This is a genomic window from Streptococcus sp. KHUD_015, from assembly GCF_051106265.1.
In the GTDB taxonomy this organism is placed as follows: domain Bacteria; phylum Bacillota; class Bacilli; order Lactobacillales; family Streptococcaceae; genus Streptococcus.
In genome coordinates this window covers 1,556,621-1,570,320 of the sequence record NZ_CP193665.1, presented here as the reverse complement: position 1 = coordinate 1,570,320, position 13,700 = coordinate 1,556,621, and the positions used below count along the sequence as shown (strand labels likewise).

Genomic DNA, 13,700 nt, shown 5'->3' with positions numbered 1-13,700 from the left:
ATTATGAAAATCATTATCCAACGGGTTAAAAAAGCCCAAGTGAGTATCGAAGGTCAGGTTCAGGGAAAAATCAATCAGGGGCTCCTATTGCTGGTTGGTGTTGGCCCAGAGGACCAAGAGGAAGATTTGGACTATGCTGTGAGAAAGCTTGTCAATATGCGGATTTTTTCAGACGCAGAAGGCAAGATGAACCTGTCTGTCAAAGATATTGAGGGGGAAATTCTCTCTATTTCTCAGTTTACCCTCTTTGCGGATACTAAGAAGGGCAATCGTCCAGCTTTTACAGGGGCAGCCAAGCCTGATATGGCATCAGACTTCTATGATGCTTTCAATCAAAAATTAGCGCAAGAAGTGCCCGTTCAGACAGGCATCTTTGGAGCGGATATGCAGGTTGAGCTGGTCAATGACGGACCTGTTACCATAATCCTTGATACGAAAAATAGATAAGAAAGACCAAGTCCAGCCGGCTTGGTTTTTCTTATCTATCATAAAATGCTCCAAAAAGAAATCGGTTCTTGATAGGCTTTTGGGAACTCTCTTTTCAGGCTTTGGCTTATGCGATAGGAGGGGATGAGGTGTCCTAGGATGAGGAGAGTTCCCTGAAGGAAAAGTGGGATACCACTTAAACATATCAAGGAGAGAATGATCAGGCTATCCCATAGGAGGATTTGTAAGGCAAAACGCCAGAATCTTGGTCTAATCTGGGAATAGAGGTGACTAAAGTGGTCACAAAGCTGGTTAGAAAGATAGGTCAATAGCACAGGATGAAAGAAAATGAGCCAACCGCTATAAATTAAAATCCAATCCCAAGTAAGTCTCTCTTTAAATGTCAAAAATGCCAGCATAATTCCATCAATGACAAGGAGCTCAATGGTCTTGGTGTAGATGATTTTTCTCATGCTAAGACCTCCTTTTCCTTAGAGACATTCCCACAAAGAGATATGTTTGTTGTAAAAGTCAGGATAGTTTTCTCTTAGGTAGTCCGCTGTCCTATAATAAAAAGTAGAATGGCAAGCAGTGATGATTGGCATAAGAGTGGGAAATCGCTGAGAACTAACGAAGGCTAAAAGGACAAAAAATAGAAAATCAATGGAGAGAACCCCTAAATAGTAGAAGCGAATCTTTTTATTGATTTGAGGATAAATCTCAGCGAATTGATGTTTGAGTTGGACAAGTAAGCGAAATAGCAGGAGTCCCTGAGCAAGGAGGAAAATAAAACTAGTGAGCAAGAGCCAGTTGAAAACGGTCTCGGGTCTAGTAGTAAAAAATGCCAATAGTAGCAAATCGATGACTGCAATTGCTGTAAAATGGATTCTAAAGAGTTTTTTCATGACAAGACCTCCCTCTTTTATCTAGCTTCATTGTACTCCAAAAGAATGGGAGTTACAAGTAAAATGATAAAAAATTTTAGTAAGGAGATTCTGTTAGATTTCTTTATTTGATTTCCCTCCTATTGCTCCACTTCTTCATCATTCCAGACAAATAAAGCTCCGATTGCATTGAGGATATAAAAGATATATTTTCCGATATTGGCAAAGTTTCCTTGAATGCCAGCCTTTGTCAGCTGAACGAAATTGTAAATCAACCAAAAGCCCCACTGAGTTGTTAGTTTCAATGCATTCAAAGCATTGGCAATGAGGGACAGTGCAAAGGCAATAGTTGTCACGTAGGCAAGGAGATTCATCTTTCCTCCATAGCCGATATAGTTGGTCACAAAAGCAAAGAGGAAGGCGATGATTGAAATGGTGATGGCCGCCAATTTTAGTTGTTTTTGGCTCATTTGGTTGGGTCTGCCTTCTTGCGAAACTTCCCATTTCTTTATAGCAAAGGTATAAATGAGGAAGGTGACGGGATAGGTGATGATGGCCGCCTTATTTCCAAGGATATAATCAATAGTACCAGATAAAATGGTATTAACAATACCAAAGTAATTTCCCCATTTGCTTAATTTTCCCGTGAAACGAGTGGACAACATGGAAATCCCAACGTTGGTTACGGAAATCAATCCAAAAGGAACAAGAGCTGTCCATGGTCCCCAGTCTACAAATTTGTCGAGACGTGAGTTGAGGTAACCAGATGCAATCGCAATCCCAACGACCAAAGCAACTCCGAAGAGGTCAAACCATTTGGATGTCGCAAAAATTTTTAGAGATTTTTTCATATGTTAAAATATATTTCTTCTTTTTTTACAAATATTCTACAACTAAATGAAAGTAAAATCAAATGATAGAAATAAAACCCTGAAAATAAAACTTTCAGGGTTGGTTGGGGTACTTGAGAAATTAGTCGATTTTCTCGACGTAGAGTTGTTTGGCAATGTCCATACCTACTTGTAAATCCTCGTCTTTACTCAGAATAGTGAAGGTATTGCTGAAGCCATCAAACTGCTGGACTTGGAGCTGGTCACCGATGTGAAGTGAGTGCTTGTCCAGATAATGGAGAATGTCAAAACTATCATGCACCCGAGTCAGGCGGTAGGCGCCAGCTTCCTTGATATCAGCTAGTGGGAGGTTATTGATTTCAACCAGGAGTTCTCCCTTGGCAGGAATAGTTCCTCCGTGAGGGCAGGTCTTGGGGAAACCAAGCAATTTTTCTAGCCTCTCCACGAATAGTTCAGAGACAGTATGTTCCAAGACTTCAGCTTCCTCGTGAATCTGGTCACTCGTATAGTCTAAATGATGAACTAGAAAAACTTCAATCAAGCGGTGTTTACGGTAGAGTTCAGAGACCAGTTTAAGTCCAAGGTCAGTCAGTAGATAGCCACATTCCTTGTCCTTGAGGATGAGATTTTCACTCTTCATCCGTTTAATCATTTCAGTTACGGCAGGGGGAGAGACTTGCATACGAGCCGCAATTTCCTTGTTGGTGATTTTATGCAGGTCTGTGCCAATTTCATAAATACATTTTAGATAATCTTCTTTATTCGGGGTCATTCGTTTCCTCTTGTCTAATATCTTTATCTAGTATATCAAAAAAAGCTAGATTTCTCTAGCTGTGACTTTTTATGTTATACTTATTGCAAGAGAAAAAACGAGGAGATGGATATGACGAAAATAGCTCTTCTTTCAGATATTCATGGAAATACCACCGCCTTGGAGGCTGTTTTGGCAGATGCTCGGCAGCGAGGAGTGGATGAATACTGGCTTTTGGGAGACATTCTCATGCCAGGGACAGGGCGTAGAAGGATTTTGGATTTGTTGGCTCAACTACCGATTACGGCTAGAGTTTTGGGAAACTGGGAAGACAGTCTGTGGCATGGTGTCCGCAAGGACTTGGATAGTACTCGTCCCAGTCAACGCTATCTCTTGCGCCAGTGCCAGTATGTTTTAGAGGAAATTTCCCTAGAAGAAATTGAACTGCTTCACAATCAACCTCTCCAGCTCCATCGTCAGTTTGGTGATTTGACGGTAGGAATTAGCCACCATCTTCCTGATAAGAACTGGGGGAGAGAGTTGATTCATACTGGAGCACAGGAGAATTTTGACCGCTTGGTGACCAATCCGCCCTGTGATATTGCTGTTTATGGTCATATTCACCAGCAGTTGCTTCGTTACGGGACTGGTGGGCAATTGATTGTCAATCCGGGTTCGATTGGGCAACCATTCTTTCTAGATGCTCAGTTACGGAAGGACTTGCGAGCCCAGTATATGATTTTGGAGTTTGATGACAAGGGCTTGGTAGATATGAACTTCCGACGGGTAGACTACGATGTGGCAGCTGAATTGCAGCTGGCTAAAGATTTGAAACTTCCCTATTTTGAGGTTTACTATGAAAGTCTGGTCAATGGTATCCACCATACTCATCATCAGGAATTTCTGAGAGAATTGGCCCAGAAAGAGGGTTATGATAGGGAATTAGATGCCTGGTTGAAAGGTGGTAATGATTGACATTACAACTAAAAAGGGTATAATAAAAGAAAAAGAAGAGTAGAGGCAGGGGAGCCTCGTAAAAAGGAGAAGAGGATGCAAATTCCAAGTAGATTTACCATTGCGACTCATATGCTGATAATCATTGCCCTCAAGGGGAAGGAAAGCAAGGTGACCAGTGATTTTTTAGCTGCTAGTGTCGGGGTCAATCCTGTCATTATCAGAAAGACCTTGTCCCAGTTGAAGAAGGCAGAGCTGATTTCAGTAGCGCGTGGAACAGGTGGGACAGAGATTGTTAAGGATCTCAAAGACATTAGTCTTTTAGATGTTTATCAGGCGGTTGAGTGTCTTGGTAAGACTGGTCAACTTTTTAGTTTCCATGACAATCCAAATCCAAATTGCCCAGTTGGAGCTCATATTCATGATGTTTTAGATCAAAAATTGGAGAAAATCCAGCAGGCTATGGAGGCTGAACTTGGTCAGACTAGTCTAGAACAAGTCGTGGCCGATGCAGAGAGTCAGATGAAGGATTGAGAGGGATAGATGCCCAATGTCATTAAGTTAAGAAATTCAAATACAATTCTGTATTTGGGTTTCTTTTTTATGTGATAAACTATAGTTAAGGAGGTATTTCCCATGATAAAACAGATGAAAGCTCAATCGGTAGTTGATTTCATCTATAGAGTAACATAAATCTCAAAAAATAGGGTGAAAAAACCTTTATTTGTTATGCACAAAAATAGAAGATAGGATAGAAAATCACTTTGATGACCTCAATCGTATCTCCTATCCAAATAGTTAGTTTACTAACTTAATGACATTGAGGTTATCTTGTGCATTTTTTAGTTATTAAAATAATCAATTTCCTTTATGACCTAATTTTTCTCTACAAGCTCTTTGGAGCAGAGCAACTGTAAGTATGAAAACCACACATAGAACCAAGATACTGCCCTCAATCCCAAAAACACCGCCGGTATATAAATCTTGACCCGTTAAATTTGTACTGAGTAAACTAAAAGGAACTTTTACCCCGCTCACATTCATTCCTAGAGCAATACACGGTATGCTATTCCAAATAAAATGAAATCCACTACTAAAAGAGAGGCTTTTTGTAAAAACACTGAACAATGACATCAATATTCCAAAAAAGAACAGTGTAAAAAACGAGATAATTGTGAAACCACCATTCAAAGAATGAACAAATGTAAAGGTAAAAGCTTGGATTCCACTGCTGATATACCAGTTAAAATTTTTCGATAAAATCGCTAAAATTCGACCTCTGAATAAGAATTCCTCTGCGTAACTTTGTACAACAAATCCGACTATTACTAATAAATATACTGTTGAATTAGGTGTAAAAGAATAGCTAATACTTACTTTTGATACTGTTGTAATAAGAAGTAACCCAATTGATAATACAATTGTTCCTACCAACATGCCAAATATATACTTACAAACATATTTCCATATATTTGTTGTTTTACACAGTCGGAATTTATAGGAAAATTGAGTTCCTGGGAAAAGAAGTAACAAATTTGAATATTGAAAAAACAATATATCTAACAAAAGCGACCTAAAGTTCCCACAAATAGTAAGATAGAAAAAACCACTAATTATTTTACAGGAAATGGCATAGAGTAATACCAAAAAAGTTGCTCTTAATGATTTTCTACTTTCCATTTTTTATAGGTGTTTTCTCTATCAAATCATCTTTTTTAACTCTATCAATTAAAATACTAATTGTTAAACAAACTAAAACTGCTACACATAGAGTCAGAAGTACTATAATTAAATTGTTTAATTGATATAGGTAGGCTACAAAATTTCCCATAATTGACACAATTATTATAGATACAATAATGGGAACATTAATTGATTGTGTCATTTGGCCTACCAGAATTGAAGCTAACACTACACTAAGTACAAAAAAGCCTGCAAACATAGCTACGAAGATAGCTTTTAACACATATACAAACAAGCCAATTGATAAAACACCAAGAGAGAGTCTTACAAAATAAAAAATAAGATTTTCAAGCAACAAAACAGGAACTAGACTTAATAAACAATGAATAGACAAAGAAATAACTTTACTTAGGAATATCTCAAATCTACCTCCTGGAAATAAAAAGATCATTTCCCTTGCATTTCCAATATAATCTTTTAATAACAAGCGATTTAGAATGACAACACCATAAATAGCAGCAACAGATACTGTTAATGTTGAAGCCAAAGTCATTATGCCTGCAGAGTCAGTTAAAATAGAGTTTTGATCAGATGACTCAAAATGTCCTACCAAACTGAAAAAAATCAAAGCTGATAAGTTGACTAATATATTTGTCCACATAATGCCCCTAAAATGACGACCATGGGTAGTGAACTCACAAATGATCTGTTCCTTCATACACCGTATTCCTCTTTTATTTTTCTATAGAATTGTTCAAAAGTTTCAAAACCTTGTCGCTTAATTTCCAAAACATCTGTATCCACTAAAATTTCTCCTTGCTGAATAAAAATAAGGCGATCAGTTATCTTCTCTAATTCAGCAAATGAATGGCTTGAAATAATAATCAACTTCTCTTGTTTTTTGAAATCCAGCAAAAGATGCTGAAGAAAAAGAATTCCATCTCTATCCAAACCATTAAATGGTTCATCTAGTATCAATATCTCTGGATTATGCAAACATGCTAAGGCAATATTAAGGCGTTGCTTCATACCTAAAGAAAATTTACAAATCATATCTCCTAAGTAAACATTTAGTCCAAATTTTTTTAGATAACTTTCAATATCCACAGATTGACAAGCATAATAACGTGTATGATTGTCAAAAACCTCTTTTACAGTATAAGCTCCAAAGCTATCTGGAAAAGGAAAGACAACACCGACTTTTTTAAGGAATTCGTTATAATTGAAAGAATTTACGATTTTATCGTCGAGAGCAACGGTTCCAGTAGGTTGACTTAATCCCAAAATACATCGGAATAGTGTTGTTTTTCCTGCACCATTATTTCCTATAACACTATAGACTTGCCCATAGTTCAAGGAAAGGCAGACGTTATTTAATAGCATGTTGTTCTTTACAACTTTTGTTAAATTAGAAACTGTTAACTTACTCATAACTATTTCCTCCTAGATAATGTTATTAGTGATAAAAAAAATCCAAAGCAAGCCCAAACTATTAGTGTGGAAAAATTCTGGCTGTCAACATACTCTAGTCTAAAAATGGATGAACGGATTATCTGACTAGCTGGTACAAAAGGCAAATACTTATATAAAGTTATTGTCCACGAAGGTAGTCTATCTGCTGCATAGATAATTGGAGAAAACAGTAATCCACCGATCATAATTAGCTGTGTTACTAAGGGGACAACATTTGATGGTAGAATATAGGCAATTGCAAAACCAACTAATAACAAGGAAAAAATAATCAATAATACAGATAAGATTGAATTAATCCCGATTGAAACATCTAAGCCAAAACCGAATGTGCTAATCAATATACTTGATAAGATTCCTGGTAGACATAATAAGCCCCAAATTAATAAATCAGACAACAGTATCTCTACTCTCGAAACAGGCAAGGTTTTCTGGTATTCGTAAACACCATTTTGCTTGGCTTCGCTAACAATTTGAGGTGCCAGTACACAAGTAACAGCAATCACATTTATAGCCATAGCTCCTGTACAAAGATAAGACTTCTCTGCTTGATTAGTTGAATGGGTAATGAATAGAAAACCATAAATGACTGCAAATGATAAAACAATTTGAACGACAACAAAGACTGGAATATAAAACTTGTGACGAAGTAAGCTCCATTTTACCAATCCACCGAATTTAGATAACCTTTTTTGACTATTATTCATTTATGTACTCCTCGTAGTCATCAGAGAGAGTTCTCAACTTTATCTCATAACTAACAATTCTATCTGTTTTCAGTAAATCAAAAATAACCGATATTACCTCTGTAAAACAATCTTCACTGACTGTAAAAATCAAACGTTTTTCAACATCATCATATTTCAAGTTATTATGATTCAAGAAATGAAAAAGTTCCTCTTTATTAACACCTGAAAGCGATACTTGATGCTTTAACTGACGAGCATTTTTAGACTCTGATACAAGCACATCTCTTTTAATACGCCCTTTATCAAATAGTAAGTATCGATCAGCATACCTCTCTACCTCAAATAAATTATGACTGACAATGATAACTGTTGTTCCTAAATTTGCAAGAGAACGCAAGTAACGCCATATCAAAGTCCTTCTAAATGGATCAACATCATTAGTTGGCTCGTCCAGAACTAAAATAGATGGGATATCGACGACTGACATCGCAAAAGATGTTAATCGCTGAAGTCCACCTGAAAGCTTTTCGCCAGCTGTATGCTTCCATTGGTTAATCTCTAAGAAATCAATTAATTCTTTGGTACGACTTTCAACCGCTGAAGAATTCATTCCTTTTACAGCACCAATGCATTTAATTGCTTCCTGTACTGTGACTCCCTTAATTGGTACTTGAAACTGCGGCATGGAAGAAACAAGTTCTCTCGCTTTTCCAGGTTGTTTGGTTACATCTACTCCTTTAATATGTATTGTCCCCTCATCTGAGGCTACTGTGCCATTTATTTGATTCAGAAACGTACTCTTTCCAGCTCCGTTATGACCTACAATTGCAACGATCTGACTACTATAAAAAGTAATACTAATGTCATCTGTAACATTTTTTTGACCGTAAGACTTTTTCAAATGTCTTACAACAATAGTTTCTTGTTTCATGAATACCTCACAATCTGTGCTATAAAAAATAAAAGAAGTAATAATAGCAAGATAGTTATAATAGTGCTAAAAATACGACATGCTCTCCATACTATCTTTTCTTTATTTGTTAAAGAATCTCTATTATTATCAAAATTATTTTTCAAAAATGGATTATCAAATAACATATATATCAGTAATCGGCCATCAGTATGTTTTGTTAGTCGTAATTGCCACAATAATCTAAAAATCATAATATAAATGGATATTGTTATATATGGACTAAAAAAATAATCACTTATTAGGTAAAAACAAGACAAGATAATACTGTCAAACAATGGACCTGCTAAAATAGCCATACTTCTTTCAAAAAGTGGCCAAAGCCAAACATGTGTCAAATCAACTGTTGCTACTGATTTCTTCCAAGAAAAACGTAGAACTTTCCCTATATTTGTAACATTATTTGAAAACAAAATATGCATTCCTTCATGTATTATTGTGGTAAACAATGAGAAGAATACTCCAAATATTAAAAGCAAAATTTGGTTCTCTCTACCAAAATCATATTCAAGAAAAGGGAGTTTCGTTATACAAAATAAATTGTAAACTATAGCACCTCCTTCAAAAATGATTGCTAAAATTCTAAGAAAAAGTAGGTAGTTATTATCAGAATTCGGGATAGAGTTACCACTTTCAAAGAAATGATTCTCTTTCAATAATTCAAATAAAGGATCCCCGATTAATTGATGAGGTAATGATTCTATAATAGATTCATCCCATGTAATTTCATCAAAGACTAATAATTTCGAGCCTGTTGAATAAAGTAAGTAATCATTTTTACGAGTTTTCCTAAAGTAAATTTCTTGATTAAGTGACTCTATAACAATTACTTCAGTATTATTTTTTGTCATAATACCTGAAAATTTCCCATTTTTTAGCATCCCCATTCCCACATGTTGGACAATCATCAGCGTATCTCTCCCACGATGGGTGAGTAAACGAAGAGCCGTCTTCGTAGTTAATCTCATATTGTGTACTAAGGCTACTTGGTCTTGCATAGCCTGTCAGGACTCGAACTGCCTCATCAACAATAGCTGCCGTCAATTGAAAAATAGCTGGTGCATAGGCAATTGTCGGTGGATTAAAATCAATATTTCTAAATCCCACAAACTGCTCGACAAATTTATCATCATGCAAAGTATAATGGATATTCAAACAATCAAAGCATCCCGTCACTTTTGGAATGACAGAAAATACCCTACCTCGACTAACCTGCGACGCACCAAACACACAAGGCAAACCTGCTTTTATAATTGCTTGATTTACCGTTTTTTGTGCTTGGAAAGGTGGTTCGTCAATAACGCAGATGACCAAATCAATACCTTCTGTAAATTCTAGTACATCTTCTGGTGTCTCAATTTTCTTGTTAAAACCTTCGACATTAATTGTAGAGTTCATTTCCCGTAATGCATTAACAGCTACATCTACTTTAAGTTTCCCTAAATCAGACTCTCTATATAGCAATTGCCTACCCAAATTACTTCTTTCAACTCTATCATAGTCGACAACCCGTACTGTTTTTGGCCCTAATCCAGACAGTAGTGTCAAAATGTTCGATCCACCACCCCCAAGGCCAAGTAATAAAATCGAGCTGGATCTGATTTTTTCTTGTATATCCATTGGGTTTCTGTCATATGGCATGTATCGACTGAAATAACTAATATTTGGATGGTAACGCTCATCCAAATCTTCCAAGACTTTATTAGGTGTTTCTTCAATAAGATTCTCTGCACTAAGAATATCCAATCCATCTACGACATCTTCTGGAGTTAAATCTGGAAAAGTATTAATCATGTGCTTGACTATTTCAGTCATCTCTCTACCATCGAGAACCTTTACCAACTCAAGCAACTGTCCTTCTGGGTCTTCAAACTCAGTTGTAATAGAAAGTTGCGCCCCTATGCGAAATAACTCATCATTTAACTGATATACTGGATAAATTGGTTTTATTCTTGGTTTAATGTATTGAAAGTTCATACTTTACCTCTTCTATAAATCCTGTAAAATGAAAACGCATGAATACCTTTCCATGCGTTTAACAAAATGTTGTACAAAATTCTTTAACAAATAGCTAGCTATTTTAACACAATAAAGGCACTTCTACAAACTAATAGCTTGCAGAGGCATATGTAATAACGTCACGATAAATCAGACGATAATCCACCAAGCTGTAGCATTGGCACTTTCAGCTTTACGTACTTTGATATTTTTCATACGCTTTTCATTTCCTTTTTAATTTATCTGATCGATCATTTTAAGTAGGACATGTCCTACTACATACCATTGGTATGTAGTTTGATTTTAACATACCTTCGGTATGTTGTCAACTACTTTTTTAGATTTTTTAATAAAAAATAGTTATAGAAAATAATTTCAAAATGCAATGAACAAAAATTATTAGGCAAGCTATGTATAAGTGTGTTATAATGATTAATTGGTGACTCTGTCAACAGTAATTGTGTACTAATTCCATTGACATAAATAATTGAAAGGAGAGTTATTTTCTAAAATATGGAAAACACTAAAGAAAAAATACTTGAAGTAGCAACTAATCTTTTCTTAACAAAGGGATATGAACAAACTACCATTTCTGATATTATAAACGGCTTAGACGGTTTAACAAAAGGAGCAATTTATCACCATTTTGAATCTAAAGAGGATATTTTTGAAGCAGTTGTCAAAAATATAGGTTTACAGAATAAACTTATTTTTGACAAAATCAAATTTTCCAAAAATATAACTGGATCTGAAAAAATAACACAACTAGTTTCTATTAGTTTAGCTAATACTAATATGGAAACTATAGTTACAATTTCTCCTAAGTTACTGGATAGTCCTAAGTTATTTGTTTCATTTTTAAAACAAATGCAAGAACTCACAATCCCTGATTATTTTTATCCAATTATCGTAGAAGGAGTTGAAGACGGCTCAATAATGACAGACGATCCTCAACAACTTGCAGAATTAATAGCTATTTTACTGAATATTTGGCTAAATCCTTTGATATTTGAAAATTCTAAAACTACTATTGTCTCAAAAATAGATATGCTAAACAAATGCTTGGAAAGCTTCAACATTAAATTTGATTTAAATATGTAAAAAATAATTCTCTTAGTCACATTCTAAGATGATTTCTACTTTCTCATATCCAGATACCTTGACAAAAGAGAAAATAAATCTTCAAAATCTATTTGAGGCCAAATTTAACTTTATTTGGATAGTCTTTATGTTAGAGAGAAAATAGTGATTGACTAATCGTTTACACAAATTTTACTAATCATCGAACTTTATATTCATAATCATCAGTAGACTTTATTATTGATTGTTTATATTTTCTATCTCCTTCTCCACCTGATCTAGTTTAAAAGCTAATCTTAAATTAATCTTGGAATAATCATATCAATCTGGTCTGTGATTCTTGGATTTGAGTTATTAATCCAAAGTATTCATATCTCACACAGACAACTGAAAAATTAAAAAATACCAGAAAAGATAGTTTAGTCAGTTGAAATAAGAGCGGGACAAAAGAGCCTCGTAAAAAGTATTGCAACTTGGTAACACCTTTTTGATGTGCTTTTTGATATGAGCCCATGTTTTCTCAATAGGATTGTACTCGGGTTAGTAGGGAGGAAGATGTAAAAGTGTATGCCCAACCTCTTCACATAAGAGCTCTAGTTTCCCCATTCTATGGAATATTGCATTATCCATAATATAGTATATTGAAATAAAATATGCATAAATGGATTAAGGTATTTAGATTAATTTCTAACTATGAATTATAAGTTGTATTGTACTATTATAGATTCAATGCACTGTGCTTCTTTAACTATAGTTTATCACATAAAAAAGAAATCCAAATACAGAATCGTATTTGAATCTCTTAACTTAATGACATTGGATAGATGCCCTCTTTTTCTCTTTAGATAATTATGATAAAATGTAGTTATTAAAGGAGGAAGAAATGTATCTCGTTATAGGAATTGTATTAGCCTTTATAGTGTCATTTTGGAAGGATAATAGAAGTTTGTGGAATCCAGTATTATTCTTATTATCCCTCATTTCCAGTTATTTTTATCTAGGCTACCTTTTTTATCAAAATGGGTATGAGAAGATTCATTTCGCTTTTTTTATATTTCCCTTTATTTTACTTCCTTTTTTGCTTTTTCTGAGTGGTATCTTTTTAATCTATAATGGGGTCATTTTGTTGAAGCGAGAGGGACGTTCAAAGGCCAATTATCTCTCCATGCTCCTTGGAATAGTCATTTTGGTATTTTTTGCCTTGATTTCATTTCGATTGGGAGGTCAAAATGAATTATTTTACACCAATCACTTTCTAAACATTTTATTTGTATTCATTTTCTACTCTTATTTTATTTTTGGCTTTGCTTTTACGGGTTTTATGCTGTACTCTATCTTGTATCTCTTTATTCCTAAGAAGAAGCATTATGATTTTATTATCATTCACGGTGCTGGTTTATTAGGCGGAGAAAAGGTAACACCTTTGCTAAAGAGGAGAATTGATAAGGCGGTAGAAGCTTACCACAAGTCTAAGAATTCTAACATAAAAATTATTGCCAGTGGTGGTCAAGGAGGAGATGAAAAGATTTCTGAAGCGCAGGCCATTACAAACTATCTTCTTGAAGAGACAGATGTTCCCCAAGATGCGATTATTCTGGAGGATCAATCAAGGACTACCTACGAGAACCTTCTCTTTTCTAAGGAACTTGGCGAGAAACTGGTAGCCAAACCTCAATTCCTCTTTGTAACAAATGATTATCATGTCTTTAGAACAAGTACCTATGCTCGTAAGTTAAAAATGAAGGGAGATGGCCTCGGATGTAGGACGGCAGGCTACTACATACCATCTGCTTTTATTCGGGAGTACTTAGCGCTCTGTGTCAAGATGAAATGGCTTTTCCTTGCCTTTTATGTCCTACTATCAGTCCTCATTTTGATAGCCTACAAAGGGATTATTTGGTAGTTAGATTTTATTTAAAAAGACTTAGAATGCACATGAAAGTA

16 protein-coding genes and 1 pseudogene are annotated in these 13,700 nt (G+C 35.2%); 5 read left to right on the top strand and 12 right to left on the bottom strand.

Annotation, left to right across the window (positions count from 1 at the left end):
• Positions 1-3 precede the first annotated feature (3 nt).
• Positions 4-447 (top strand): D-aminoacyl-tRNA deacylase, encoded by a 444-nt coding sequence (gene dtd / locus ACORHU_RS07165; RefSeq protein WP_000691419.1) that lies wholly within the window; start codon positions 4-6, stop codon positions 445-447.
• Between the two features lie 38 nt (positions 448-485).
• Here the strand turns inward: dtd and ACORHU_RS07160 are convergent, their stop codons facing one another.
• The 4 genes from ACORHU_RS07160 to ACORHU_RS07145 form a co-directional block, all read right to left on the bottom strand.
• A complete protein-coding gene (locus tag ACORHU_RS07160; protein WP_414366583.1) occupies positions 486-899 on the bottom strand; it encodes a hypothetical protein in 414 nt (137 codons plus the stop codon).
• Between the two features lie 18 nt (positions 900-917).
• Positions 918-1,331: a hypothetical protein gene (locus tag ACORHU_RS07155; RefSeq protein WP_173304969.1), complete on the bottom strand. Its 414-nt coding sequence runs from the start codon at positions 1,329-1,331 to the stop codon at positions 918-920.
• A 119-nt stretch (positions 1,332-1,450) separates the two neighbouring features.
• Positions 1,451-2,161 carry a nicotinamide mononucleotide transporter family protein gene (locus tag ACORHU_RS07150; protein ID WP_193390800.1) on the bottom strand — a complete coding sequence of 237 codons (711 nt, stop codon included), beginning with the start codon at positions 2,159-2,161 and terminating at the stop codon, positions 1,451-1,453.
• A 121-nt stretch (positions 2,162-2,282) separates the two neighbouring features.
• Complete coding sequence (locus ACORHU_RS07145; protein ID WP_112443941.1) at positions 2,283-2,933, bottom strand: metal-dependent transcriptional regulator; 651 nt, start codon at positions 2,931-2,933, stop codon at positions 2,283-2,285.
• Between the two features lie 111 nt (positions 2,934-3,044).
• On the opposite strand from ACORHU_RS07145, the gene ACORHU_RS07140 reads away from it, so the two are divergent.
• Positions 3,045-3,887, top strand: coding sequence for a metallophosphoesterase family protein (locus ACORHU_RS07140; RefSeq protein WP_261013198.1), 843 nt, complete (start codon positions 3,045-3,047; stop codon positions 3,885-3,887).
• Between the two features lie 75 nt (positions 3,888-3,962).
• Entirely contained in the window at positions 3,963-4,400 is a 438-nt protein-coding gene (locus ACORHU_RS07135; RefSeq protein WP_049535073.1) for an Rrf2 family transcriptional regulator, read from the top strand.
• 324 nt (positions 4,401-4,724) lie between these two features.
• Here the strand turns inward: ACORHU_RS07135 and ACORHU_RS07130 are convergent, their stop codons facing one another.
• The 7 genes from ACORHU_RS07130 to ACORHU_RS07100 form a co-directional block, all read right to left on the bottom strand.
• Positions 4,725-5,303, bottom strand: coding sequence for a CPBP family intramembrane glutamic endopeptidase (locus ACORHU_RS07130; RefSeq protein ID WP_228113249.1), 579 nt, complete (start codon positions 5,301-5,303; stop codon positions 4,725-4,727).
• Between the two features lie 232 nt (positions 5,304-5,535).
• Positions 5,536-6,267: a hypothetical protein gene (locus tag ACORHU_RS07125; protein ID WP_000662949.1), complete on the bottom strand. Its 732-nt coding sequence runs from the start codon at positions 6,265-6,267 to the stop codon at positions 5,536-5,538.
• A complete protein-coding gene (locus ACORHU_RS07120) occupies positions 6,264-6,980 on the bottom strand; it encodes an ABC transporter ATP-binding protein (RefSeq protein ID WP_000041119.1) in 717 nt (238 codons plus the stop codon). Before ACORHU_RS07120 ends, ACORHU_RS07125 begins: the two co-directional genes overlap by 4 nt.
• Before the next feature lie 2 nt (positions 6,981-6,982).
• On the bottom strand, positions 6,983-7,726 hold the full coding sequence (locus ACORHU_RS07115; protein WP_001065932.1) for an ABC transporter permease: 744 nt from the start codon (positions 7,724-7,726) through the stop codon (positions 6,983-6,985).
• Positions 7,719-8,639, bottom strand: coding sequence for an ABC transporter ATP-binding protein (locus ACORHU_RS07110; RefSeq protein ID WP_000808308.1), 921 nt, complete (start codon positions 8,637-8,639; stop codon positions 7,719-7,721). The genes ACORHU_RS07115 and ACORHU_RS07110 overlap by 8 nt, the downstream gene beginning before the upstream one ends.
• Positions 8,636-9,586, bottom strand: a complete 951-nt coding sequence (locus ACORHU_RS07105) for a lantibiotic ABC transporter permease (protein ID WP_434364071.1) — start codon at positions 9,584-9,586, stop codon at positions 8,636-8,638. The genes ACORHU_RS07110 and ACORHU_RS07105 overlap by 4 nt, the downstream gene beginning before the upstream one ends.
• The gene (locus ACORHU_RS07100; protein ID WP_001011133.1) at positions 9,516-10,655 is read right to left on the bottom strand and encodes a ThiF family adenylyltransferase; all 1,140 of its coding nucleotides are present in this window, start codon (positions 10,653-10,655) and stop codon (positions 9,516-9,518) included. The genes ACORHU_RS07105 and ACORHU_RS07100 overlap by 71 nt, the downstream gene beginning before the upstream one ends.
• 534 nt (positions 10,656-11,189) lie before the next feature.
• On the opposite strand from ACORHU_RS07100, the gene ACORHU_RS07095 reads away from it, so the two are divergent.
• On the top strand, positions 11,190-11,777 hold the full coding sequence (locus tag ACORHU_RS07095) for a TetR/AcrR family transcriptional regulator (RefSeq protein ID WP_000432148.1): 588 nt from the start codon (positions 11,190-11,192) through the stop codon (positions 11,775-11,777).
• 402 nt (positions 11,778-12,179) lie between these two features.
• Here ACORHU_RS07095 and ACORHU_RS07090 read toward each other — a convergent pair.
• Positions 12,180-12,389, bottom strand: a pseudogene (locus ACORHU_RS07090) (transposase); the annotation flags it as partial.
• A 250-nt stretch (positions 12,390-12,639) separates the two neighbouring features.
• Here ACORHU_RS07090 and ACORHU_RS07085 point away from each other — a divergent pair.
• On the top strand, positions 12,640-13,659 hold the full coding sequence (locus tag ACORHU_RS07085; RefSeq protein WP_434364069.1) for a YdcF family protein: 1,020 nt from the start codon (positions 12,640-12,642) through the stop codon (positions 13,657-13,659).
• Positions 13,660-13,700: the final 41 nt, after the last annotated feature.

What these genes read in the sequence shown, in the direction of transcription:
- dtd (WP_000691419.1), top strand. Translation starts at nt 4, where the DNA reads ATGAAAATCATTATCCAACGGGTTAAAAAAGCCCAAGTGAGTATCGAA.
- ACORHU_RS07160 (WP_414366583.1), bottom strand. Translation starts at nt 899, where the DNA reads ATGAGAAAAATCATCTACACCAAGACCATTGAGCTCCTTGTCATTGAT.
- ACORHU_RS07155 (WP_173304969.1), bottom strand. Translation starts at nt 1,331, where the DNA reads ATGAAAAAACTCTTTAGAATCCATTTTACAGCAATTGCAGTCATCGAT.
- ACORHU_RS07150 (WP_193390800.1), bottom strand. Translation starts at nt 2,161, where the DNA reads ATGAAAAAATCTCTAAAAATTTTTGCGACATCCAAATGGTTTGACCTC.
- ACORHU_RS07145 (WP_112443941.1), bottom strand. Translation starts at nt 2,933, where the DNA reads ATGACCCCGAATAAAGAAGATTATCTAAAATGTATTTATGAAATTGGC.
- ACORHU_RS07140 (WP_261013198.1), top strand. Translation starts at nt 3,045, where the DNA reads ATGACGAAAATAGCTCTTCTTTCAGATATTCATGGAAATACCACCGCC.
- ACORHU_RS07135 (WP_049535073.1), top strand. Translation starts at nt 3,963, where the DNA reads ATGCAAATTCCAAGTAGATTTACCATTGCGACTCATATGCTGATAATC.
- ACORHU_RS07130 (WP_228113249.1), bottom strand. Translation starts at nt 5,303, where the DNA reads ATGTTGGTAGGAACAATTGTATTATCAATTGGGTTACTTCTTATTACA.
- ACORHU_RS07125 (WP_000662949.1), bottom strand. Translation starts at nt 6,267, where the DNA reads ATGAAGGAACAGATCATTTGTGAGTTCACTACCCATGGTCGTCATTTT.
- ACORHU_RS07120 (WP_000041119.1), bottom strand. Translation starts at nt 6,980, where the DNA reads ATGAGTAAGTTAACAGTTTCTAATTTAACAAAAGTTGTAAAGAACAAC.
- ACORHU_RS07115 (WP_001065932.1), bottom strand. Translation starts at nt 7,726, where the DNA reads ATGAATAATAGTCAAAAAAGGTTATCTAAATTCGGTGGATTGGTAAAA.
- ACORHU_RS07110 (WP_000808308.1), bottom strand. Translation starts at nt 8,639, where the DNA reads ATGAAACAAGAAACTATTGTTGTAAGACATTTGAAAAAGTCTTACGGT.
- ACORHU_RS07105 (WP_434364071.1), bottom strand. Translation starts at nt 9,586, where the DNA reads ATGATTGTCCAACATGTGGGAATGGGGATGCTAAAAAATGGGAAATTT.
- ACORHU_RS07100 (WP_001011133.1), bottom strand. Translation starts at nt 10,655, where the DNA reads ATGAACTTTCAATACATTAAACCAAGAATAAAACCAATTTATCCAGTA.
- ACORHU_RS07095 (WP_000432148.1), top strand. Translation starts at nt 11,190, where the DNA reads ATGGAAAACACTAAAGAAAAAATACTTGAAGTAGCAACTAATCTTTTC.
- ACORHU_RS07085 (WP_434364069.1), top strand. Translation starts at nt 12,640, where the DNA reads ATGTATCTCGTTATAGGAATTGTATTAGCCTTTATAGTGTCATTTTGG.